At 72.2% G+C, this 22,151-nt stretch carries 19 protein-coding genes; 9 read left to right on the top strand and 10 right to left on the bottom strand.

Annotated elements, in window-relative coordinates:
• Nucleotides 1–71: 71 nt before the first annotated feature.
• Entirely contained in the window at nucleotides 72–1,445 is a 1,374-nt protein-coding gene (gene dacB, locus ABT070_RS05300; RefSeq protein WP_351754934.1) for a D-alanyl-D-alanine carboxypeptidase/D-alanyl-D-alanine endopeptidase, read from the top strand.
• A gap of 259 nt (nucleotides 1,446–1,704) precedes the next feature.
• Nucleotides 1,705–2,403, top strand: coding sequence for a LuxR C-terminal-related transcriptional regulator (locus ABT070_RS05295; RefSeq protein WP_351755966.1), 699 nt, complete (start codon nucleotides 1,705–1,707; stop codon nucleotides 2,401–2,403).
• Between the two features lie 113 nt (nucleotides 2,404–2,516).
• On the opposite strand, the gene ABT070_RS05290 is transcribed toward ABT070_RS05295, so the two are convergent.
• Nucleotides 2,517–3,497 carry an SMP-30/gluconolactonase/LRE family protein gene (locus ABT070_RS05290; protein WP_351754931.1) on the bottom strand — a complete coding sequence of 327 codons (981 nt, stop codon included), beginning with the start codon at nucleotides 3,495–3,497 and terminating at the stop codon, nucleotides 2,517–2,519.
• 258 nt (nucleotides 3,498–3,755) lie between these two features.
• Between ABT070_RS05290 and ABT070_RS05285 the strand changes: the two genes are divergently transcribed.
• On the top strand, nucleotides 3,756–4,046 hold the full coding sequence (locus tag ABT070_RS05285) for a zinc-ribbon domain-containing protein (protein ID WP_351754928.1): 291 nt from the start codon (nucleotides 3,756–3,758) through the stop codon (nucleotides 4,044–4,046).
• 16 nt (nucleotides 4,047–4,062) lie between these two features.
• Here ABT070_RS05285 and ABT070_RS05280 read toward each other — a convergent pair whose 3' ends face one another.
• On the bottom strand, nucleotides 4,063–5,157 hold the full coding sequence (locus ABT070_RS05280) for a substrate-binding domain-containing protein (protein WP_351754925.1): 1,095 nt from the start codon (nucleotides 5,155–5,157) through the stop codon (nucleotides 4,063–4,065).
• Nucleotides 5,154–7,514: a SpoIIE family protein phosphatase gene (locus ABT070_RS05275; protein ID WP_351754922.1), complete on the bottom strand. Its 2,361-nt coding sequence runs from the start codon at nucleotides 7,512–7,514 to the stop codon at nucleotides 5,154–5,156. Before ABT070_RS05275 ends, ABT070_RS05280 begins: the two co-directional genes overlap by 4 nt.
• A 119-nt stretch (nucleotides 7,515–7,633) precedes the next feature.
• Here ABT070_RS05275 and ABT070_RS05270 point away from each other — a divergent pair, with 119 nt between their 5' ends.
• Nucleotides 7,634–8,722, top strand: a complete 1,089-nt coding sequence (locus ABT070_RS05270; protein WP_351754921.1) for a sugar ABC transporter substrate-binding protein — start codon at nucleotides 7,634–7,636, stop codon at nucleotides 8,720–8,722.
• Nucleotides 8,723–8,942: 220 nt separating this feature from the next.
• The gene (locus tag ABT070_RS05265) at nucleotides 8,943–10,142 is read left to right on the top strand and encodes a sugar ABC transporter permease (protein WP_351755964.1); all 1,200 of its coding nucleotides are present in this window, start codon (nucleotides 8,943–8,945) and stop codon (nucleotides 10,140–10,142) included.
• Between the two features lie 46 nt (nucleotides 10,143–10,188).
• Here ABT070_RS05265 and ABT070_RS05260 read toward each other — a convergent pair whose 3' ends face one another.
• Nucleotides 10,189–11,322, bottom strand: coding sequence for an FAD-dependent oxidoreductase (locus ABT070_RS05260; protein WP_351754919.1), 1,134 nt, complete (start codon nucleotides 11,320–11,322; stop codon nucleotides 10,189–10,191).
• Nucleotides 11,323–11,971: 649 nt separating this feature from the next.
• Here ABT070_RS05260 and ABT070_RS05255 point away from each other — a divergent pair.
• The 4 genes from ABT070_RS05255 to ABT070_RS05240 all read left to right on the top strand — a co-directional run bounded on the left by ABT070_RS05255 (nucleotide 11,972) and on the right by ABT070_RS05240 (nucleotide 17,983).
• Nucleotides 11,972–13,219, top strand: coding sequence for a GNAT family N-acetyltransferase (locus ABT070_RS05255; protein ID WP_351754916.1), 1,248 nt, complete (start codon nucleotides 11,972–11,974; stop codon nucleotides 13,217–13,219).
• Nucleotides 13,220–13,379: 160 nt separating this feature from the next.
• Nucleotides 13,380–15,638 carry a sensor histidine kinase gene (locus ABT070_RS05250; RefSeq protein ID WP_351754913.1) on the top strand — a complete coding sequence of 753 codons (2,259 nt, stop codon included), beginning with the start codon at nucleotides 13,380–13,382 and terminating at the stop codon, nucleotides 15,636–15,638.
• A gap of 97 nt (nucleotides 15,639–15,735) precedes the next feature.
• Nucleotides 15,736–16,872 carry a right-handed parallel beta-helix repeat-containing protein gene (locus ABT070_RS05245; protein ID WP_351754910.1) on the top strand — a complete coding sequence of 379 codons (1,137 nt, stop codon included), beginning with the start codon at nucleotides 15,736–15,738 and terminating at the stop codon, nucleotides 16,870–16,872.
• Nucleotides 16,873–16,951: 79 nt separating this feature from the next.
• Complete coding sequence (locus tag ABT070_RS05240; protein ID WP_351754908.1) at nucleotides 16,952–17,983, top strand: methyltransferase; 1,032 nt, start codon at nucleotides 16,952–16,954, stop codon at nucleotides 17,981–17,983.
• A gap of 105 nt (nucleotides 17,984–18,088) precedes the next feature.
• Here ABT070_RS05240 and ABT070_RS05235 read toward each other — a convergent pair whose 3' ends face one another.
• From ABT070_RS05235 to ABT070_RS05210, 6 genes are read right to left on the bottom strand one after another with little or no spacing between them, the layout of a single operon-like run.
• On the bottom strand, nucleotides 18,089–18,421 hold the full coding sequence (locus ABT070_RS05235; protein WP_351754905.1) for a TcmI family type II polyketide cyclase: 333 nt from the start codon (nucleotides 18,419–18,421) through the stop codon (nucleotides 18,089–18,091).
• Between the two features lie 20 nt (nucleotides 18,422–18,441).
• A complete protein-coding gene (locus ABT070_RS05230) occupies nucleotides 18,442–18,921 on the bottom strand; it encodes an SRPBCC family protein (RefSeq protein ID WP_351754902.1) in 480 nt (159 codons plus the stop codon).
• Between the two features lies 1 nt (nucleotide 18,922).
• Nucleotides 18,923–19,177: an acyl carrier protein gene (locus ABT070_RS05225; protein ID WP_351754899.1), complete on the bottom strand. Its 255-nt coding sequence runs from the start codon at nucleotides 19,175–19,177 to the stop codon at nucleotides 18,923–18,925.
• A gap of 35 nt (nucleotides 19,178–19,212) precedes the next feature.
• A complete protein-coding gene (locus ABT070_RS05220) occupies nucleotides 19,213–20,463 on the bottom strand; it encodes a beta-ketoacyl synthase N-terminal-like domain-containing protein (protein WP_351754896.1) in 1,251 nt (416 codons plus the stop codon).
• Complete coding sequence (locus tag ABT070_RS05215; protein WP_351754893.1) at nucleotides 20,460–21,728, bottom strand: beta-ketoacyl-[acyl-carrier-protein] synthase family protein; 1,269 nt, start codon at nucleotides 21,726–21,728, stop codon at nucleotides 20,460–20,462. Before ABT070_RS05215 ends, ABT070_RS05220 begins: the two co-directional genes overlap by 4 nt.
• Nucleotides 21,725–22,144, bottom strand: a complete 420-nt coding sequence (locus ABT070_RS05210) for a cupin domain-containing protein (RefSeq protein ID WP_451102962.1) — start codon at nucleotides 22,142–22,144, stop codon at nucleotides 21,725–21,727. Before ABT070_RS05210 ends, ABT070_RS05215 begins: the two co-directional genes overlap by 4 nt.
• Nucleotides 22,145–22,151: the final 7 nt, after the last annotated feature.

The raw sequence follows: 22,151 nt of genomic DNA, 5'->3' as shown, positions 1-22,151 counted from the left end.
ATGTGACGGGTGATAAGGTGCGCCGGAATTCTCTCGCGCAGGGCCCCCACACGAAAGCCTTGAGATACTCCATGAACGACATAACGGCGGAAACACCCGTGCATTCCTATGTCCCGGGCGGTCGACGCCGGCACCGCAAGGCCAAGCAGAGCAGTACCGGCGTCCGGCGGGCGATCGTGCTCGCGCTCGCCCTGCCCGTCACGTCGGCGGCCCTGGCCGGCCCCTCGGCGTTCGCCGCCGAGAAGGGCGTCGGCACGACGGCCAAGGACACGGCGGCGGGTCGGACGCTCACCGCGGACGACCAGCAGATGGCCGCCAACCTGGAAGCCCGTGTCCTCGACCGGCGTCTGGGGTCCGAGGTCAGCGGTGTGGTGCTCGACTCCGCGTCGGACACCACCTTGTGGGACCACAACGGGGCGACCGCGCTGATGCCGGCGTCCAACACCAAGCTCGCCACGGCGACCGCCGCCCTGACCGTGCTCGGCCCGGACCACACGTTCACCACGAAGGTCGTCTACGGCAACGGCACGCTGACCGTGGTCGGGGGCGGCGACCGTACGCTGACCAGCGCCGACCTCGCCGAACTGGCCAGGACCGCGGTCGCGGGTCTCAAGGCGGCGGGGCTGACGTCGGTGAAGGTCGCCGTGGACGACAGCCTCTTCGGCGAACCGACCCTGGCCGACGGCTGGAACACCGGTTACTACCCCGACTCCGTCGCGCCGGTGCGCGCGCTGGTCGTCGACGGACACGGAGTCCAGGACACCTCGATCGACGCCGGGCAGGTCTTCGCCCAGCAGCTCACGGCGGCCGGCGTCACCGTCGACGGCGCCGTCACCCGCGCCGAGGCGAGCCCGGGCGACGTCCCGGTGGCACGGCACAGGTCGGCACCGCTGTCGGAGATCGTCCACAAGATGATCAAGGTCAGCGACAACAACATCGCCGAGACCCTGCTGCGGATGACCGCGCTCGGCGCGGGCCGCCCGGCCACCTTCGAGGGCGGCACGGAGGTCGTGCGCCAGGTGCTGAGCCTTCGGTACGGCGTTTCCCTCGACAACTTCCAGATCCATGACGGAAGCGGCCTTTCGCGGGCCAATCGCATTCCGGCCGCCACGCTCACGGAAATCCTCGAACTGCTGACGGAATCCCGTTACTCCAAGACCCTGGGCTCCATTCTCGACGGGCTGCCCGTCTCCGGCGAGGCCGGCAGCACGCTCGGTCCCGAATGGGGCCGCTTCGACGACGCGAACTCCAAGTGCGCGGTCGGCAAGGTACACGCCAAGACCGGCACCCTCACCGGAGCCATCGCCCTGAGCGGCCTGACGCAGGGCAAGGACGGCAAGTGGAAGGTGTTCTCCTTCATCGAGAACAACTCCACGGCCAACCCGAACGACATCAAGGACGCGATGGACGGCCTCGCGGCCACCGTCAACGGCTGCTGGGCATAGCGAACCCGCGGGGACAGCGAACCCGCAGGCGCGGCGAACCCGCGGGCGCGGCGAACCCGTACGCGCGAGGAGAGGGCCGGCACCTTCGGGGCCGGCCCTTTTCGCGGCACGGCGCGGCCATCCGCCGGCATGTGACCCACACCACAAGAAAACGCTGCCGTTTCGATGACCTCGGGGGCTACCCTGGCGAGCAAGTGAACGAAACAGTTTCGTTCATGAGAGGCGTACGCCCCCACTCGCTCGCATGGAGAACACAGCCATGGCCTCCGTACTCATCGTCAACGACCAGTCCCTCCAACGCGTCGGCCTGCGGATGCTGCTGACCGCCGAGCCCGATCTGACCGTCGTGGGCGACACGGCGAGCGGGGCCGAAGCGGTCCGGCTGAGCTCCGCGCTCCGTCCCGACGTCGTCCTGCTCGGCGGCCACCGTCCCGAGACGGACGCCATCGAGACCATCCGCCGCATCGCCCACCCGCCGCGCCTCACCGCGGTCCCCGGCCCCGCCGCACCGGACGGGCGGCCGCCCCGGATCCTGGTACTGACCTCCACCGGTCACGAGGGACACGCCTACGCCGCCCTGCGCGCGGGCGCCGGCGGGTTCCTCCCGAAGGACGCCACACCCCACGAACTGACCGCGGCCGTCCGCGTCGTGGCCGCCGGAGACGCCGTCATCACTCCCGAGCTGACCCGCGCGCTCATCGACACCGTCCGCCATGAGCGCACCCCGCGCCCCGGTGGGCGGGCGGTCGGACCCGACGCCTTCACCGAGCGCGAACGCGACGTCCTCGTCGCCGTCGCCTCCGGCTGGTCCAACGCGGAGATCGCCGCCCGGCTGTCCATCGCCCCGACCACCGTGAAGTCCCACGTCAGTCATATCCTCGCCAAGCTCGGCGCCCGCGCCAGGGTCCAAGCGGTCGCCTTCGCCTACGAGTACGGCCTGGTGCACCCGGCGGCCTGACGACGGCACCTGCCCGGCGCCGCGTCCACGGTCCGATCCCGCCCCGCCTCTCCCCTCTCCCCTCTCCCCCGCCGCCCCGTACCCGACCTGCCGGGTACGGGGCCGACGGTCGTCTAGCCGCGGTCGCGCTGGTGCACGCGGGCCAGGAGCAGGTTCGGGTCGGGCTGCTTGAAGTAGGCGGCGCTCGGGACGTAGGCGGTCCGGCCGCGTACGGCGACCGAGGTGGGGTTGGAGAGGCCGTCCGTCTTGGTGAGGACGACCCGGTGGGTACCGTCCGGACGGACTTGGACGACCTCGCTGCCGCCGATCAGGGCGGCGAGCACCGTGTCACGGTGCCGGTCCACGAACGCGAAGTCGTCGATCGCGAAAAGGCCCTTCGCACGGGTCTCGATCGCACCGGCGCAGCCGCTCTCGCGTACGGGGATGCGCAGCAGCGTTCCGGCGTTGGTGTTGGACACCCACACCGCGTCGCGGTGGATCCGCAGGCCGTTGACTCCGACGCGGGCCGCCGGCGGTGCGTTGCGCGGCTCGAGCACGGCTCCCATGGCCCACGCCGTGGGCCTGCCGCCCGAGCGCGGGACGCGCCAGACGGTGCCCAGCACCGAGTCCGCGACGTAGAACACGCCCCGGCGCTCGTCGAGGGCGAGGCCGTTGGGGAACCCGTTCGTCGGCAACTGCGCGATCTGCCGGGGCTTGCCGCCGCCGGACGGGATGCGCCAGATACCGGTCGCACTGGTTCCGGTGGCGTAGCTGACGTACAGGGTGCCGTCCTGCGCGCGGGCGATGCCGAGGACGACGGCCCTGCCGACGACGGGTGTCTGCGGGTTCGCCACGGCGGGCAGCGTCGCGAGGAGCCGGGTCCGGCCCTGCCGGGTGACGTTGACGACCTGCCGGGCGGTGGAGAACGTCAGGTCGGCCGAGCCGTCGGGTTCGAGCGCGATGTTCTCCGGTGACTGGCCCTTGGCGAGGTCGAAGTGGGCGACGACGTGTGGAGCGGAGACGGCCGGTTCGTCTCCGGTCGCGGGAGCCGTGGCGAGCAGGCCGAGGGCTAGGGCGGCGGCGGTGACGCCCGCCGAACGGGGGACTCGGGGCATGGGACCTTCCCTGTGGGGTAGCCGAAAACGCCGCCTTGCGGCGGCCAGACGACCATCGCGCCGGGCGGGCGACGGCCGCCGCAGTCGTGGCCGCGGTTTCGCCCGCGTGGCCCAGGGCATGGACCCGCCTGCCGCTCACCCGGGTGATCCGGCGATGCAGCAGACTGTCCGGTGCGGACAGCGGTCCGGACAGCCGTCCTGACGGCGGCCCACCCGGACGGGCGCGCACCCGGACACTCACCCAGAAGGAAGCACAGCGTGATCATCTTCGGCACCAAGGGATACCTCTACCAGCTGGCGATACTGACGCTCGTGTGCGGCCGCTGCGGCAACCCCGCCGCGCACACGCTGCGCAAGCGGGTCACGAAGTTCACCCTGTTCTTCGTACCGCTGTTCCCGATCTCCACGAAGTACGGGACCCAGTGCACCTTCTGCGGCACCGAGCAGAAGCTGACCAAGGAGCAGGCGGATCAGTTGACGGCGCAGGCCGTGGGCGGCGCGGGCGGCCCGGCGTACGGGCAGCCGCACCAGCAGCCGTACCAGCACTGACGGCCGCGCGGCCGGATCACCGGGTGAGCCCCGCCCGCGCGCAGGCGGCCAGGAGCTCACGGGTGCAGATCTGGCCCTTGGTGTACAGGCCGCCCTTGATCAGGGTCCGCTCGATGTCGCCGGCCCGCACCGCGTGCGGCTGGAGCAGGACGGCCGGGATGCGTTTCGTGGTGGGGCTGTCGACGGTCGTGGTGGCGCTGTCGCGGGGATCCTCGCCCCGTCCGACGCCGACGGCCATGGCGGCGACCGCGGCGGCTTCCTTCGCGAACGGCTTGTACACCGTCATGTACTGCTCGCCCTTGACGACGCGGCGCACGGCGTCGAGGTCGGCGTCCTGGCCGGTGACGGGCGGGAGGTCGGTGACGCCGGCGCTCTTGAGGGCGGCGACGACGCCCGCGGCGATGTTGTCGTTGGCCGCGAGGACTCCGTCGATCCGGTCCGGCCCGAGGGCCGCGATGGCGGCGGACATGTTGGCGTGCGCGTTCTGCGTGCTCCAGTCCGGGGTGTTGTAGGACCGGGCGATCCGCACCTCGCCGGTGAGGACGGACAGTGCGCCCTTGCGGTACGACTCCGCGTTCGGGCTGGTCGGATCGCCGTTCATCATGACGACGTTGTCGCTCCCGGCCCTCTGCCCCGCTTTCAGCCCCAGGGCCTTCAGGATCGCCTCGCCCTGGAGTCGGCCGACCTGGAGGCCGTCGAAACCGACGTAGCCGGTGATCGGGCCTTCGGCGAGGCGGTCGTAGGCGATCACCGGGACACCCGCCTGCTCCGCTTCCTGGATGGAGGAGCGCAGTGCCCGGGTGTCGGCGGCGTCCAGGATCAGGACCCTGGCCCCCTTGGTGATCATGGAGATCATCTGCTGCCGCTGCCGGGTGACGTCGTTCTCGGCGTTGGCGTACTCCGTGCGGCAGCCGGGGCAGAGCTTCTTCACCTGGGCCTCGATCAGCGGCCGGTCCGCGTGTTCCCAGCGCGGGACCGCGCGGCTCGGCAGCAGCAGGCCGACGGTGAAGCCTTCGCCGGCCGCCTTCTCCTCTCCCCCGCAGGAGGCCAGGGGCGTCATCAGGAGCGCCGCGGCGAGCACCGCGACGGCGGCCCCGCGACGCGTCCTCACGGCACTCCCTCCGGCACGGCGATCTCGCTCCACACCTGTTTGCCGCCGGCCACCGGGACCGACCCGAAGGCGTCGGACATCGCCTCGACCAGCAGCAGACCCCGGCCGCCGGTCGCCTCCCAGTCGACGATCACCGGTTTGGCGGGCGCGCGCGGCGAGGAGTCGCTGACGGAGACGCGCACCCGGTCCCCGCGCAGTACCAGGTCGAGCCGGACCGGTCCCTGGGTGTGCACCAGGGCGTTGGTGACGAGTTCGGAGACGACCAGCAGCACCGCGTCCGCGGCCTCCTGGACCTTCCAGCGGCGCAGGGTGCGCGCGGTGAAGCGGCGGGCGTGCATGACGGCGTCGGGCAGCCGCCACACCATCCAGCCGGCCCGGATCGGCCGGGTCTTCATGCCGTCGTAGCGCAGGAGCAGCAGCGCCACGTCGTCCTCCCGGCGGCCGGCGTCGCCGAGGAGTGCGTCGGCCATCTTCCCCGGGTCGGCGGGGTCGGCCGCGGCGAGCGCGACGCGGGTGCGGCGCATGCCCTCGTCCAGGGGCAGGTCGGCGGCCTCGACCAGACCGTCGGTGACCAGGGCGAGGACCGTGCCGGGGGCCAGTTCGACGGCCGTCATGGGGAAGTCGGCCTCGGCCAGGATGCCGAGCGGGGGTCCGCCCGCCACCTCGACCTCCTCGGTGGCGCCGTCGGGAAGGCGCAGCAGGGGTGCGAGGTGCCCGGCCCGGACGAAGAGGACGTTGCCCTCCTCCAGGTCCAGTTCGGCGTAGCAGCAGGTGGCGAAGAGGTCGGTCTCCATGCCGACGAGGAGCCGGTTGGCGTGGGAGACGACCACGTCGGGCGGGTGGCCCTCGATGGCGTAGGCCCGGACGGCCGTACGCATCTGGCCCATGATCGTCGCGGCGCCGGCGCTGTGTCCCTGGACGTCGCCGATGACCAGGGCCACCCGGTCCTCGGAGAGGGCGATGACGTCGTACCAGTCGCCGCCCACCTGCAGCCCGCGTCGGGCGGGCAGATAGCGGGCGACGGCGATGCCGCCGGGCAGTTCGGGCAGGCGCCGGGGCAGCAGGCTGCGCTGGAGCATCGTCGCGAGTTCCTGCTCGGCGTCGTGCGCGTGGGCGCGCTTGAGGGCCTGGCCGACCAGGGCGGCGGTGGCGGTGAGCAGGGACCGCTCCTCGGGCACGAACTCGTGCGGCCGGTCCCAGCCGACCAGGCACACCCCGGCGACCTGGCCCTTGGCGGGAAGCGGCAGGACGGCCAGTCCGCCGGCGCCGACACCGGCAAGACCGGCTTCGAGGGGGGTGCCCGCGGGCCAGAGGTCCATCCGGCCGTCCCGCAGGGCGGCCTGGAGGGTGGGCAGGGCGCGCAGCGGTGCGTCGGGCCATTCCGTGCGCCACTCGGTACGCCACACGTCCGGCCAGGCGCTGGGCCGGGGCGGGTCAAGGGCGGTGACCATGACCCGGTCGTCCTGGACCGCGGCGAGGGCCACGTGGTCGGCGGCCAGCGGCTCGCGCAGGGCGGCGACCACCACGCGGCCGACGTCGCGGACCGTCGCGGCGTCGTCGAGGGCGGCCGTCAGCCACTGGATCCTGGAGACGTCGTCGCTGCCGCGGCGCAGCACCGGGGTGGCCGTCACCACGCCCAGGACCTGTTGCGGCCCGTCGCCCGCGCCCGGCTCCGCCCGGCAGCTCAGGCTCAGCCAGCGCATCTCGCCGGTGGGGCCGCGGACCCGGAACTCCAGGTCGCGTCGGCCGAAGGCGTCGGTGGTCGGCTCCAGGACCGACATCAGGGCGTGCATGTCCTCCGGGAGGGCGTGCGCGAGCAGGGTGTCGACCTTGCCGTCGAAGTCGTCCGGTGTGATGCCGACCAGGTCGAGCAGGGTGTCGTCGGCCTCGATCAGGCCGGTGTCCGGGGAGAGGACGAAGGAGCCGACGCGCAGGCTGCGCAGGGCGGGGCCCAGCAGCGGGGTCGGTACCGGCGGGTCCGCGCCCGGCCGCAGCAGCGCGGCGACCGCGTCGGCGTACCGCTCCAGGAAGCGGCGCTGCTCGGCCTCGAAGCCGTCCGCCGGGTCCCCCAGGACGAGGAGGCAGCCCAGCCGGGCGCCCTGGACGCCGAGGGGCAGCGCGCCGAGCGGGGTGCCGGCGGTCAGCCACAGGGGGTGGTCGGTGCGGAAGGCGCGCGCCGCGGGCGAGTCACCGGACAGGGGCAGGCGCTCCGGCGGGGGCGATCCGGAAGAGACGCTTCCGGACGTGTCCACCAGCCGAAGTTCGCGTGTGCCGGCCCCGGGCGCGTAGACCGCCGCCAGTGTCGCTCCGGCGAAGGTCAGAGCCCGGTCGAGGCATGTCCGCAACGTACCTCCCATCCTGCCGCAGGTGCCGACAGGTTGAGATCAGGGCACCCACCCACCAGAATCGCATATAAGGATCAACCGAACATATCCACCGCTCACCACCCTATTGTCGTCTACGGCAGGTATCACTCATGAAGGCCTGCATCAGGGACACGGCCGCCGCGGTGACCGCGGTCTCCGCCGCGCTCGTGCTGGCGGCCTGCGGTGCGAGCACCGACGACGAACCCGGCCGGGCGGACGGGCCGCTCATCGGCCTGCTGCTGCCGGACGTCACCACGGCCCGCTGGGAGACCCAGGACCGGCCCCTGCTGGAGAAGAGGATCGGCGAACTGTGCCCCGAGTGCGCGGTCGACCACGCCAACGCCAAGGGCGATGTGGCCCTCCAGCAGGAACAGATGGACTCGATGATCACCAAGGGGGTCGATGCCATCGTGCTCGTGCCCGTGGACTCCCGCTCGCTCGGCCCCGCGGTCACCAAGGCCCACAAGGCGGACATCCCCGTCATCTCCTACGACCGGCTCGCCGAGGGCCCCATCTCGGGTTACGTCTCCTTCGACGGCGTCGAGGTCGGCAGGCTCCAGGGACGGGCGCTGCTGAAGGCGATGGGCGACAAGGTGCCCGGCGCCCAGATCGTCATGATGAACGGCGATCCCAGCGACCCGAACACGAAGTCGTTCGAGGAGGGCGCCCGGTCCGTGCTCGCCGGGAAGGTGAAGATCGGCAAGGCCTACGACACCCTCCAGTGGCGTACGGAGACGGCGCACATGAACATGTCCGGAGCCATCGCGGCCCTCGGCGTCGAGTCCATCGACGGGGTCTACGCGGCCAACGACGGCCTCGCCGCGGGGAGCATCTCCGCCCTCAAGGCCAACAAGGTCGACCCGCTGCCCCCGGTCACCGGGCAGGACGCCGAGCTCTCGGCCCTGCGGCGCATCGTCGGCGGCGACCAGTACATGACCGTCTTCAAGCCGTTCGGGCCCGAGGCCGCCGCCGCCGGCGCCATGGCCGTCGCCGCGGCCCGCGGGGAGAGCCTCGAGCAGGTGGCCACGGGCGAGGTGCCGACGCGCGGCGGGGAGGCGGTCGCCTCGGTGCTGCTCACCCCGGTGTCGGTGACCGCCGACAACATCGAGGACACGGTGGTGAAGGACGGCCTGCACACCGTCCGGCAGATCTGCACTCCCGAGCTCCGGGCCGCCTGCGAGCGCGCCGGACTGACCTGACCCGCGTCGAGCGGCCACCGTGCCGACAGGACGCACATCGACCTGACACAGCCGGACCTGACACCGCCGGACCTGACGCCCTCGGGAAGGAGATGGTTTCCGTGCCGGAGATCCGCTCCGGACGGGCCGCCGCTCTCCTCGGGGACGACGGGCCCGTCACGGGCGCCGCGCAGGACCCGCCCCGACGGCCGGCCGCGCGGGAGGCGAGGTGGTGACCCGCATGCGGGCCGTCGCCCGTGCCGTGCGGAGCGGGCCGGCGGTCGTCCGGCGCAGGCTGAGCGCCGGCGAGCTGGGCTCGCTGCCCGTCGTCCTCGTCCTCGCCGTCGTCTGGATCACCTTCCAGTCCCTCAACGAGAACTTCCTCTCGCCCCGGAACCTGTCCAACCTCAGCGTGGACATCGTGGGCACGGGGATGATCGCGGTCGGCATCGTCTTCGTGCTGCTGCTCGGTGAGCTCGATCTGTCCGTCGGCTCGATCAGCGGGCTCGCGGCGGCCGTCTTCGCCGTGCTGAACGTGAACAACGGGGTGCCGGAGTGGCTCGCGCTCGTCATCGCGGTGCTGGCGGGGACCGCGGCGGGCACCGTCCAGGGCTACTCCATCGCCAGGACCCGGGTGCCGGCCTTCGTGATCACCCTTGCCGGGCTGCTCACCTGGAACGGCCTGATGCTGTCCGTCCTCGGGGACAGCGGCACCGTCAACCTCGACGAGAACGGGCTGGTCGCCAAGCTGACCAGCTACTACTTCACCGACGACGCCGTGGCCTACGGTCTCGCGGCGGTCGCCGCGGCAGCGGTCTTCCTCGTCTCCGACCGCGACCGGCGCCGCCGCAGAGCCATGGACATGCCGCACCGGTCGCTGCGCGGCATCGCCGTGCGCACCGGAGCGCTCGCCGTGGTCGCGTTCGGCGTCGCGTACCTGCTGAACCGGTTCCAGGGGATGCCGCTCGCCCTGCTGATCTTCCTCGTGGTGGTGGCCGGTCTCGACGTCCTGCTCCGCCGCACGCGCCACGGACGGCAGGTCTACGCGCTCGGCGGCAGCATCGAGGCGGCCCGCCGCGCCAGCCTCAGCGTGACGTGGGTGCAGACCGCGGTGCTCGCGGCCTCGGGGACGATGGCCGCCGTCGGCGGCCTGTTCCTGGCCTCGCGCATCACCTCGGTGAGCCAGAGCTCGGGGTCGGGCGTCCTGCTCATCAACGCCATCGCGGCGGCCGTCATCGGCGGCACCAGCCTGTTCGGCGGTCGCGGTACGACCTGGTCGGCGGTGCTCGGCATGCTGGTCATCCAGTCGATCGCGTCGGGCATGGCGATCACGGACACTCCCCCGGCCGTGCAGTTCGTCATCACGGGCGGGGTGCTCTTCGCCGCGGTGATCATCGACTCGTTGTCGCGCCACTCCCAGGCGGCCCGCAGACGGGATTGAGACCACGTGCGTGGAACGGCCACGACGACCGTTCCACGCACGGAGGTCACGGGGTCTGGTCGTCGTCGGTGAACGCCGTGATCAGGCTGTGGGGTGCGCCCTCGCCGAACATGAGCTCGTGGAGCCGGGTGCCGTCGGCCGCGGCTTCGGTGGCCCGGGGGAACATGGCCCGCTCGTACTCGGTGAGCGCGGCCTCGACGTCGTCGGGGTGCGCGGCGAGGGCCTTGCCGAGTTCGGCGCCGTCGTACATGGCCAGGTTGGCGCCCTCGCCGTTCGGGACCGAGAGATGGGCGGCGTCGCCGAGCAGGGTCACCCCCGGCACCCGGTCCCACCGGTGCCCGGTCGGCAGCGCGTGCAGGGGCCGCAGGACCGGCGCGGTGTCGCCGTCGGTGATCAGCGCGGTGAGCTCGGGCGCCCAGCCGTCGAACTCCCGCGCGATCCGATCGCCGGCCTCGGCCGCGTCGGTGAAATCGACGGCGGCGAACCAGTCCCGCGTCCCGGCGAGCATCACGTAGGTGTGCAGGGTGTCGCCCTTCTCCCGGTGCGCCACGACTCCCCTGCCCGGGGCGAGCGCGAGCAGGGACCCGCCGCCGACCGCCTTCGCACTGGCGGGATGCCGTGTGTCGCTGTCCAGCAGATAGGTCTCGACGACCGACATGCCGGTGTACTCGGGCGGGGTGGCGGAGAGCAGCGGCCGGACCCGCGACCACGCGCCGTCCGCGCCGACGAGCAGGCTCGTGGTGACGGTGGCGCCGTCCGCGAAGGTCACCTCGTGGCGGCCGTCGCCGAGGGCACGGGTACCGCTGACCTTGTGGCCCCACCGGACGGTGCCGGCCGGGAGCGAGTCGAGCAGGACCTGCCGCAGCTCACCGCGCTGCACCTCGGGGCGTCCACCCGTGCCGTCGTCGGCTTCCTCGAACAGGACGGCCCCGTCCCGGTCGAGGATCCGCATCGCCTGGCGGCCCTCCAGGACGAGGCTGCGGAACTCGTCCATCAGGCCCGCCGCCCGGAGTGCCGGTTGGCCGTTGTCCTCGTGGATGTCGAGCATCCCACCCTGGGCGCGGGCCGTCGGTGAGGCCTCCGCCTCGTAGACCGTGGCCGCTATGCCGTGGACGTGGAGGACACGGGCGAGAGTCAGTCCGCCGAGCCCGGCGCCGATGATCGTGATGTCAGTGGTCATGGTGCTTCCTTGTGTGTCGCGCGTCTGCCGGACGGTCACCCGGCAGGTTCCCCGGAAAAAGTCCCAGGCCGGGCCGACAGGCCGCCGACACCGGACCGACAGCCCCCGACAGCCCCCGACAGCCGACCGACACCGCGGCCCGGCTGCCCGATCGCCCCGGGTCGCCCGACGTGGTCCGCGCGGGCCGGGCCGGATGCGCGGCTGCCGCGACGAGTTCCGTGCCCGGTAGCGGGCGACGTCCCGCGACGGTCGGCGACGTCCGGCGACGGTCGGCGACGTCCGGCGACGGTCGGCGGAACGGAAGCGGGGCCGGTGCCGGTCTCGGCGGCGGGGATCAGCGCCGCCGGCCCCGGTCGCGGCGGCTCCCGCCGGGGCCGGGGCCGGAACGGGGGGGGTACTGCCGGGGCCGGGCCGGAACCGGGGGGACTGCCGGGGCCGGGGCCGGGCCGGAACGGGGGGGGTACTGCCGGGGCCGGGGCGGGCCGGAACGGGGGGGTACTGCCGGGGCCAAGGCCGGGCCGGAACGGGGGGTGCTGCCGACCGGTCGCGGGGCCGACCGTAATACGGTTGACCCGGCCGCGGGGCGACGCTGCACTGTGGCGGGGCACCACGGGTCGTGGTCCCGTATGCCAGGGAGGCAGCAGCAGCGATGGAGATACGTTCCACGACCGACCAGGACCTCGACGTCTTCGTCGACACACTCCACGGCGCGTTCGGCCGCTTCCCGGAGACCCCGGCCGAGGACGGCGGCGGGGTCTGGTGGTCGGCGCTCGAGACGGACCGCAACCTGCTCGCCGAGACGGCGGACGGACGGCCCGTCGGCACCGCCGGCGCGTACTCCTTCGAGCTCACCCTGCCCGGCGAGATCCTCGTCCCGGCCGCCGGGGTGACCGCCGTCGGCGTCCTGCCCTCGCACCGACGCCAGGGCGTCCTGAGCGCGATGATGCGGCATCAGCTCACCGAGCTGCGCGCCCGTGGGGAGTTCCTCTCCGTGCTGCTGGCCTCCGAGGCCCTGATCTACCGCAGGTTCGGCTACGGACCGGCGACCTACACCCGGCGGCTGACGGTCCCGCGCCACAAGGCCGCCCTCGCCCTCCCCCGGGCGCGCGCAACGGCCGACGCCCCGGCGACCGGCACCGGCACCGGCACCGACGGCGGCACGATCGAGCTGCTGCGGCGTGCCGAGTGCGGCGAGATCCTGGAAGAGGTCTACGACCGGTACCGCCGCGCACAGCCCGGCGCGCTGTCGCGGCCGCATCGCTGGTGGGCCCTGCGCGCGGGGCAGCCCCCGGTCTCTCCGGCGCCGCGCCACGTCGCCGTCCACCGGGACGCCGACGGCGTCCCGGACGGGTACGCCTGCTACTCGATCGGCGAGCGCGACACCTTGACGGTCGACGAGACCATCGCCGCCGACGACGCCGTCTTCGCGGCCCTGGCCCGGTTCGTGCTCGGACACGACCTGGTCACCCAGGTCGTGTTCAGGCACTTCCCGCCCGAGCACCCGCTGCGCTGGCAGTTCGCGGACTTCCGCGCCGGCCAGGTGAGCGACGACACCGACTGGCTCTGGGTGCGGCTGCTCGACATCCCGCGCGCGCTGACCGCGCGCGGCTGGTTCGTGGACGGCGAGCTCGTCCTCGACGTCGACGACCCGTTCCTCGGCGAGCACGGCCGCTACCTGCTGACCGTCCGGGACGGCAAGGCCGAGTGCGTCCCGACGGACCGGGAGCCCGATCTCTCCCTGGACGTGAGCGACCTGGGCTCGGTCTATCTCGGCGGCACCGCCCCGAGCACGCTCGTACGTGCCGGACACATCCGGGCCCACCGTCCGGGCGCGGCCGCTCTCGCCGACGCCCTCTTCCGCGCCGAACGCCCCCCGCACTGTCTGCACTGGTTCTGACCGCGCGCCGACCGATCCTGATCGCGTCCCGCCGAAGCATGAATGAGCCATGTCGTAGGTGAAAGTTGCACCACTTTTGAACACAGTGCCGTCGACGCGTCGTAGTGAGGAGTACCCGGCGCGTCACGCGCGAGGCGCTCCCAGAGGCGATAGGTCGATCGTGCCGAAGAACTCACCCGCGGTCGAGGGACGAAGAAAGCCCCTCACCCGCAACTGGCCCCTGGCCAGACGGCTTCGGGCCGTGCTGCTGATCCCCGTGCTCGTCGCCCTCGTGCTCGGGGGTGTACGGGTGAAACGCTCGGTCGACACCTGGCAGGACGCCGACGACGCGGTCCGCGTGGCGGAGCTGATCCAGACGGCGAACAAGTATGCGAGCGACGCGATCAACGAGCGCGATCTGTCGGTCATCCCCCTGCTGACGGGCGACAAGGAATCCGACACCGTCATGCAGGCCCGGCAGATCACGGACGCGGACGCACGGGCGTTCGACGCGGCGGTCGCCCGGATGCCGAAGACCGGCGGGCTCGTCCGGCGCGTCCAACTGGTCCGCGCCGGTGAGGCGCAGCTCGCCGGTGTGCGGGCCAACGCGTTCACCTCCCGGATGTCCGGAGTGCAGACGGAGGAGAGCTACCACACCGTCCAGCACCCCCTGATGGAGATCTCGAACGAACTGGGCTTCGGCAGCAGCAGCCAGGCGAGCATCGGCCGGACGCTCTACGCCGTGTCCCTGACCCAGGCGGCCGAGTCGCTGATCCGCTCCATCGGCACGCATCTGCTGGTGGAGGACCGCGACCGGCTCGCCCCGGGCGAACTGGCGTCCCAGCTCGCCTCGTTCCGCTCGTACGCCTACCTCGAACAGGTGGGGCTCCAGGAGTACGCGGGCGCCGGCACCGCCGAGGACGTGACCAGGCTCCAGCAGGCGCTGACCGCCGCCGAGGAGCGGGGCAGGCAGCAGACCGCGGCGGCGGCCGCACAGGCCGCGGCGGCGGGGCGGACGTTCGTCACCCCGCCCGGCATCGACGTGATGATCGCCGAGATCGCCGACGGGAAGCCGGCCGAGGAACTGGCCGAACGGGGCATCACGCCCGAGTCGTTCTTCGCCGCGTCCACGCTGGGCTTCGACGCCTACCGGGGCATCCAGGTGAACCTCACCGACGACGCGCTCGCGAGCGCCCACGCCATCGCCGACGACGCGCGCCGGGACGCCGTCACCAACGCGGCGCTCGTGCTCGCCTCGGTGCTCGTGGCCTTCCTGCTGGCTTCCTGGGTGGCCCGCACGATGAGCACCGGGATGCGCCGCCTCAGCGCCTCCGCCATCGAGATCGCGGGCCGGCGGCTGCCGGCTCTCGTCGAGCAGATGTCCCGGCCCGACGCCGGCGAAGTGGACACCCGGGTCGTCCCGATCCCGATCCACACCACCGACGAGATCGGCGAGGTGGCCCGGGCCTTCGACCTCGTCCATCGCGAGGCGGTCCGGCTTGCCGCCGAGCAGGCTCTCCTGCGGGGCAACATCAACACGCTCTTCACCAACCTCTCGCACCGCGGCCAGTCCCTGATCGAACGTCAACTGGCCCTCATCACCAGCCTGGAGGACAACGAGACCGACCCGGAGCAGCTGGCGAACCTCTTCCGGCTGGACCATCTCGCCACCCGGGTCCGCCGCAACGGCGAGAACCTCCTGGTCCTCGGCGGCGAGCGGCCGGCCGAGCAGTGGGACCGGCCGCTGCCGCTGGTCGACGTGGTCCGCGCGGCCTGTTCGGAGGTGGAGCAGTACGAGCGGATCCGGCTCTTCGGGCTGCCGGAGTCCCAGATCGACGGCCGGGCCGTGCCCGACCTGGTTCATCTGCTCGCCGAACTGCTGGAGAACGCCACGGTGTTCTCGTCCCCGCACTCGGAGGTCCGGGTGACCGCCGTGCGGCTCCCCGACGGCCGGATCACGGTCGAGATCCACGACGAGGGCATCGGGCTGGAGGCGGAGGACTTCGCGGTGATCAACCGCAAGTTGGCCGACCCGCCGACCGTCGACGTCGACATCTCCCAGCACATGGGGCTGTTCGTGGTCGGCAGGCTCGCCGAACGGCACGGCATCCGCGTCCAGTTGCGCCCCTCCGGCGAGGAGTCGGGCACCACGTCCCTCGTCATGCTGCCCGACACGGTCACCCAGCCCCTGCCGGGCGCCCTGCCCGACTCCGACACCCTGGCGCTGGCCCTGCTCAAGACCGTCCCGGAGCCCGAGTACGCGGGCGCCGCGCTCTCTCCCGGCGGGCAGGACTCCGGTGACGCGTTCACGGACTACGAGTCATGGCAGGACGAGCCGGCCGGGGCGCGGCCCGCCGAGGAGCCGCCGACGGCCGACGCCCGCCCGCGACGACTCTCCCGGCGCGCGCCCCGCAGCAACCGCCGCCCGCGCACCGACTGAGGCCCCGCCCGGAGCCGGGTGGGGTGCGGTCGCGGGACACGCCGCCGGATGGCCCATCGCGCCGGTTCCGGGCCCATATGGTCATAGCGTGCACAATATGAATAAATGCCATATCGCGTACCTGGCGTGCACGGCGGCGCTGCTCGGGACGGGGCTCGGCGCGGCCCCACCGGTCGCCGACCACACGGTGCATGTGGTCCACCCGGGAGAATCGATCCAGAAGGCGGTGGACGCCGCCCGGCCGGGCGACACCGTTCTGCTGACGTACGGCACCTATCACGAGAGCGTCGACGTGAGGACCTCCGGGCTCACCCTGCGTGGCGTGGGCCGCGGCACGGTGCTCGAGCCGGCCGCCGGCGCGAGCACCGGCAGCACCGCCCCGAGCACCGGATCGGGCGCCGCGAAGGGCTCGAAGGACTCGAAGGGAACCAAGGGACCGAAGGCCGCGAGCAGCTGTGCCGCGAGCGGCAACGGCATCTGCGTCGTGGGCACGAAGGACCACAACGTCGACGACGTCACCATCGCCGCCCTGACGGTGTCCGGCTTCGCCAAGACCGGCGTCTACGCCACGGAGGCCGACGGGCTGACCGTGCGGCGCGTCACCGCGGAGAAGAACGGCGTGTGGGGCATCGCCACGGAGCACTCGGTGCACGGCCTGTTCCGCGGCAACACCGCCCGGGACAACGGCGACGCGGGCCTGTTCCTGGCCAACACGGTCAAGGAGGAGCTGGGCGCCACGGACACCGAGGGAACCGTGGTCGAGCACAACCGGCTGGAGGGCAACCGGATCGGCGTCACCGTCCGCCGGCTGCGCAACCTGACCCTCTCGGACAACCACCTCACGGGCAACTGCGCGGGCGTGTTCGTCGTCGGCGACGAGAACAAGCCGAAGGCCGGGTTCGTGACGGTGCGCGACAACCGCATCGAGCGCAACAACAAGTCCTGCCCGAAGACCGCGCGGCTGGACGCCCTCCAGGGCACCGGCATCGTCCTGACCGGCGCCGAGGACAGCCTGGTCACCCGGAACGTGATCAAGGACAACGTCGGCAAGTCCCCGCTGTCCGGCGGCATCGTCCTGTTCAAGAGTTTCGTGGGCACGACCAGCGACCGGAACCGGATCAGCGACAACCTGCTGCGGGGCAACTCCCCAGACCTCGTCAACACGGACACCGGCAAGGGCAACACCTTCGAAGGCAACTCCTGCCGCTCCTCCAAGCCCGCCGGCCTGTGCTGACTCCACGCACTCCCCCGGCTCCCCCGACTTCACGCACTCCCCGAACTCCCCGAACTACAAGAAGGAAGGAAGGCGGCACATGACGACGACCGCTCAGTCCGCCCCTCCGCCGTCGATGCGGCTGCGGGAACTCGCGTTCGGGGCGGCATGCGCCGCCGCCCTCCGCGCGGCCGCCCGGCTGGGCGTCGCCGACGCCCTCGGCGACAGCCCCATGGCCGTGGAGGACCTCGCGGCCGCGGTGAAGACCGAACCCCGCCCGCTGCGACGGCTCCTGCGGGCGCTGTCCTGCTACGGCGTCTTCACCGAGGGGCCGAACGGGACGTTCGCGCACACCGACGTCTCCCGGCTGCTGCGCGAGGACGACCCCAACAGCCTGCGTGCCATCACGCTGTGGTGCACCGAGCCGTGGACCTGGGACGCCTGGCCGATGCTGGACGAGGCGATGCGCACCGGCCGCAACGTGGTGGAGGACCTCTACGGCAAGGAGTTCTTCCCCTACCTCAACGAGGACGCCCCGGAGTCGGCCGACGTCTTCAACCGCGCCATGACGACCTCCAGCGTGCAGTCCGCGCGGGACGTCGCGAAGTTCCTCGACCTGACGGGGAGCTCGTCGGTCGCCGACATCGGCGGCGGCCAGGGGCACGTGGTGGCGAGCCTGCTGGACAAGTACCCCGCGATGCGCGGAGCGCTGCTCGACCTCCCCCGGGTGGTGGAGAACGCGGTGCCGCGCCTGCTCGCGGGCGGCGACCTCGCGGACCGTGCGCGCGTGGTGCCCGGCGACGTCCGTACGGCCGTCCCGGTGAAGGCCGACGTCTACGTCATCAAGAACATCCTGGAGTGGGACGACGAGAGCACGGCCCGCACGCTGCGCAACGTCCGGGAGGCGGGCGGCCCCGGGACACGGGTCGTGGTCATCGAGAACCTCGTCGACGACTCGCCGTCGATGCGGTTCAGCACCGCGATGGACCTGCTGCTGCTCCTCAACGTCGGCGGGGCCAAGCACACCACCCAGAGCATGGTGGACCGGCTGACCGAGGCGGGTCTCGTCATCGACGACATCAGCCCGGTCAACCCCTACCTGCACGCGTTCGACTGCCACGTCCCCGGCTGATCCGACCGCGTCGCCGTCCAGAGGTCCCCGTCCGGGGACACACGGACCACCGGTCGCCGGGCCCGCAGCGTCGCGGGCCCGGCGACCGGTGAGAGTCGGCGGGGGTCAGCCGGCCGGCTCGCGCTCCCAGAGGTAGAAGCGCTGCGCCATGGCGTCCTTCGGGGAACGCCAGGTCTCGGGGTCGTACGCGCTGACGTACGCGGCCAGCCGCTCGCTGACGCCCCGGAACTCGGGATGCCCGGTGATCTTGGCGATGGCGGGCCCGGGCTCACGCTCGGACTCGATCAGGTGCATGTACACGTCGCCGAACTGGAACAGGCTGCGCCGGGTCACACCGACGAGCTGCGGCAGCTCCCCCCGGTCGGACTCCTCGAACACCTTGGCGATGTCGGGCGCCGATCCCGGGGCCATCCGGGCGACGATCAGAGCTTGGTGCATGGTGCTGTTCTCCGTCCGGTTCAGTCGGTCAGACCGGGGGTGACACCGCGCTCGGCGGCGGTCTTCTCGATGCGGTCCCGGATCAGCCCCAGCTGGACCTTGGAGTTCCGGTTGATGTTGTCGGTCATCCACTCGTCGTCGACCGGCGCTTCCGGCTTCATCGCGAAGTCCTGCGTCCAGACCATCCGCGTACCGGTCGGTACCTCCTCGTACCGCCAGTGGATGTCCATGTGGGCGAAGGGCCCCGTCTCGACCCGGCGGGCCTTGACGGTGAGCGTGTCGCGGTCCGGCTCGCGCTCCGAGACCCAGCTCCACACGGTGCCCTTCTCGTCCGGGTGCATGGTCAGCCGGAACGTCGTCCTGCGTCCCTCCCGGGAGAGGATCTCGACGGAGGCGTACTCGCTGAACAGCCGCGGCCAGTTCTCCAGGTCGTTGGTCACCTCCCAGACCAGGTCGAGAGGCGCCGCGATGGTGATCTCGTTCTGCGTGTGTCCGGTCATCTCAGGCTCCTGTCAGGAGGGCGCTGTTGACGAGGTCGAGGAACTGCCGGGGCGACTTGGAGCGTTCGGCGTCGGGAGGCATCGGCGTGCCGTACCGGTTCTCCAGCTCGCCCACGATCCCCAGCAGGCCGAGCGAGTCGACGCCCAGGCGGTCGAAGCCCGTGTCGTCGCTACGGAGGACCTCCGGGGCGACGGTGACGCCGGCGGACTTCTTCATGAGTTCGGCCAGCTCTTCCACTGTGATGCGGTCAGTCATGCCATTCCCTTCCTCTGCTGCTCCACGGCGCCTCGCTACGAGGCGTCGGTGGCGCCGTGCCGCAGCACCAGCGCCGAGTTCGACCCCATGAGTCCCCGGCTCAGGACCAGCGCCGTGCGTACCTCGGCGGTACGCGCCCGGCCGGTCACCAGGTCGAGGTCGTGGCAGATGTCGAAGACGTTGGGGGTGGGCGGGACCACGCCGTGCTCCATCGCGAGCACCGCCGCCGCGGCGTCCATCAGCGGCGCCGCGCAGTAGCCCCGGCCGATCCCGGTCTTCGGCGCCGTGACGGGCACGCGGGTGCCGTGCGCCCCGAGGGCGTCGACGATCGCCAGGGCCTCGGCCCTGTCCGCCTCCGGCACGCCGAGGGCGTCGGCGAAGACCACGTCGATCTCCTCGGGAGCGCAGTCGGCCTCCTCCAGGGCTTGCCGGACGGCCTGGGCGAGCCCCTCCCGGGACTCCTCCCAGCGGGAGGCCCCGGTGAAGGTCGCCGCGTGTCCGGCCAGGTAGGCCTGCACCCGCGCGCCCCGTGCCCGGGCCGCGGCCTCCGCCTCCACCACCAGCATGGCGCCGCCCTCGGCGGGCACGAACCCGCAGGCCGCGGAGGTGAACGGACGGTAGGCGCGGGTCGGGTCGTCGACCGTGCTGAGTTCCTCGTAGCCGAGTTGGCAGACCACCGAGTAGGGCGCGATCGGCGCCTCGGTCGCCCCGGCCACGATCACGTCGGTGCCGCGGCGCACCGCCCGTGCGGCATGGGCGAGGGCGTCCAGGCCACCGGCCTCGTCCGCGGCGACGACCGAGCAGGGGCCCTTGAAGCCGCGGCGGATGGAGATCTGGCCGGTGCTGGCGGCGTAGAACCAGGCGATGGACTGGTAGGGGCCGACGAAGCGGCTGCCCTTGCCCCACAGCTGCTGGAGCTCCCGCTGGCCGAACTCGCCGCCGCCGGAACCGGCCGCGGTGACCACGCCCACGGAGAAGGGCGCGCCGTCGGTCTCCGGCCGGCCGAGCTGGGCGTCGTCCAGCGCGAAGTCGGCCGCGGCCATCGCGAAGTGCGTGAACCGGTCGGTCTGGACGAGGAAGCGCTCCTCGATCACGGCCGACGGGTCGAAGTCGCGGACCTGACCCGCCACCCGCAGCGGCAGATCCTCACAGCCCTCGCGGCTCACCCGGTCCAGGACGCTGATGCCCTCCCTGGTGGACTTCCAGAAGGTCTCGGTACTGGCTCCGTTGGGCGCGATCACACCGATTCCCGTGACGGCCGCGCGCCGTGGAAGGGGTTCTCTCATCGTGTCTTCTCCCTCGGCCGGTTCATGACCACCGCGGACTGGAAGCCGCCGAAGCCGCTGCCCACCGAGAGCACACTGGCGAGCTTGCGCTCGCGGGCCACGCGCGGGACGTAGTCCAGGTCGCACTCGGGGTCGGGCGTCTCGTAGTTCGCGGTCGGCGGTACGACCTGGTTGGCCAGGGCCAGCACACAGGCGACGAGTTCGATCGCCCCGATCGCGCCGAGGGAGTGGCCCACCATCGACTTGATGGAGCTCATGGGCGTGTCGTAGGCGTGCGTGCCCAGGACCCGCTTCACCGCGGCGGTCTCGTGACGGTCGTTCTGCTTGGTGCCCGACCCGTGCGCGTTGACGTAGTCGATCGCGGTGGCGTCGATCCGGGCGTGGTCGAGGGCTTCCTCGATGGCCCGGGCCATCTCCAGGCCTTCGCTGGTCAGGCCGGTCATGTGGTAGGCGTTGCCGAACGTGGCGTACCCGCCGAGCTCGCAGTAGACGTGCGCGCCGCGGGCCCTGGCGTGTTCGAGCTCCTCCAGGACGAGTACGGCGCCGCCCTCGCCCATGACGAACCCGTCACGGTCGGCGTCGAAGGGACGCGAGGCGTGGGCCGGGTCGTCGTTGTTCGAGGAGGTGGCCTTGATCGCGTCGAAGCACGCCATGGTGATCGGCGAGATCGGCGAGTCCGAGGCGCCGGCTATGCATATGTCGGCCCGGCCCTCCTCCACGGTGTGGAAGGCGTACCCGACCGCGTCGAGTCCGGAGGTGCAGCCCGTGGAGACGGTCTGCACCGGACCACGCGCCCCGAACCGCTCCGCCACCGTCGAGGCGAGCGTGCTGGGCGTGAACGCGCGGTGCAGGTGCGGGGCCGCCTCCTGGTGGTCCACGTCCCAGCGCTGCCCGCCGTGGCTGACCTTGACGTAGTCGCTCTCCAGCCGGGTGGTGCCGCCGACCGCGGTGCCCAGGGAGACGCCGACCCGCCAGGGGTTCTCGGCGGCGAGGTCGAGACCCGCGTCCCGTACCGCCTCGTCCCCAGCGACCAGGGCGAACTGGATGTAGCGGTCGCACCGCTCCACGTCCCGTGCGTCCAGACCGTGGGCCGCCGGGTCGAAGTCGCACTCGGCGGCGATCCGCGACCGCAGACCGGACGGGTCGAAGAACGTGATGGCGCGCGTCGCCGTGCGCCCGTCCGCCAGCAGGTTCCAGAACGCCGGTACACCTATGCCGCCCGGGGCGACGATGCCTATCCCGGTGACCGCCACTCGTCTCGTCATGAGCGCACCTGACGTCGTTCGGCCGACTCCGCCCCGACCATCGCGGACTCGGCTTCGGTGCCCTCGGTGTCGACGTGGCCGAGCGGCGGGCTCGGGGCCAGCGGTCCGAGGTGGAAGACCATGCGGGCCTCGACCTTGCCGACGTTGCGGAAGCGGTGGCGCACGTTGAGGGGGATCAGGAGCCCCTGCTCGGGCTGGAGCGGGTGCGGCACACCGTCCAGGTCCACTTCCAGCTGCCCGCACACGACGTACACGAACTCCTCGGAGTACGGGTGGTAGTGCTCGCCGATGCGGTCGCCCGGCTGGATGAGGGCCATGCCCATGAAACCGCTGGTGGCGCCCACCGTGGCCGGGGTGAGCATGGCGCGCAGGTCGCCGCCTCGCCGGGTGTTGGGCTCGACCTCGCTGAGATCCACGATTCTG

Origin of the sequence: Streptomyces sp. NPDC002884 (assembly GCF_040295245.1) — a bacterium.
In the GTDB taxonomy this organism is placed as follows: domain Bacteria; phylum Actinomycetota; class Actinomycetes; order Streptomycetales; family Streptomycetaceae; genus Streptomyces.
This window is presented reverse-complemented; position numbering and strand designations above follow the sequence as displayed.

Bases quoted from the DNA above. Each gene is read 5' to 3' on its own strand.
- ABT070_RS05270 (WP_351754921.1), top strand. From the start codon at position 7,634: ATGAAGGCCTGCATCAGGGACACGGCCGCCGCGGTGACCGCGGTCTCC.
- ABT070_RS05295 (WP_351755966.1), top strand. From the start codon at position 1,705: ATGGCCTCCGTACTCATCGTCAACGACCAGTCCCTCCAACGCGTCGGC.
- ABT070_RS05260 (WP_351754919.1), bottom strand. From the start codon at position 11,322: ATGACCACTGACATCACGATCATCGGCGCCGGGCTCGGCGGACTGACT.
- ABT070_RS05220 (WP_351754896.1), bottom strand. From the start codon at position 20,463: ATGAGAGAACCCCTTCCACGGCGCGCGGCCGTCACGGGAATCGGTGTG.
- ABT070_RS05240 (WP_351754908.1), top strand. From the start codon at position 16,952: ATGACGACGACCGCTCAGTCCGCCCCTCCGCCGTCGATGCGGCTGCGG.
- ABT070_RS05265 (WP_351755964.1), top strand. From the start codon at position 8,943: ATGCGGGCCGTCGCCCGTGCCGTGCGGAGCGGGCCGGCGGTCGTCCGG.
- ABT070_RS05255 (WP_351754916.1), top strand. From the start codon at position 11,972: ATGGAGATACGTTCCACGACCGACCAGGACCTCGACGTCTTCGTCGAC.
- ABT070_RS05230 (WP_351754902.1), bottom strand. From the start codon at position 18,921: ATGACCGGACACACGCAGAACGAGATCACCATCGCGGCGCCTCTCGAC.
- ABT070_RS05215 (WP_351754893.1), bottom strand. From the start codon at position 21,728: ATGACGAGACGAGTGGCGGTCACCGGGATAGGCATCGTCGCCCCGGGC.
- ABT070_RS05275 (WP_351754922.1), bottom strand. From the start codon at position 7,514: ATGGGAGGTACGTTGCGGACATGCCTCGACCGGGCTCTGACCTTCGCC.
- ABT070_RS05225 (WP_351754899.1), bottom strand. From the start codon at position 19,177: ATGACTGACCGCATCACAGTGGAAGAGCTGGCCGAACTCATGAAGAAG.
- ABT070_RS05235 (WP_351754905.1), bottom strand. From the start codon at position 18,421: ATGCACCAAGCTCTGATCGTCGCCCGGATGGCCCCGGGATCGGCGCCC.
- dacB (WP_351754934.1), top strand. From the start codon at position 72: ATGAACGACATAACGGCGGAAACACCCGTGCATTCCTATGTCCCGGGC.
- ABT070_RS05290 (WP_351754931.1), bottom strand. From the start codon at position 3,497: ATGCCCCGAGTCCCCCGTTCGGCGGGCGTCACCGCCGCCGCCCTAGCC.
- ABT070_RS05245 (WP_351754910.1), top strand. From the start codon at position 15,736: ATGAATAAATGCCATATCGCGTACCTGGCGTGCACGGCGGCGCTGCTC.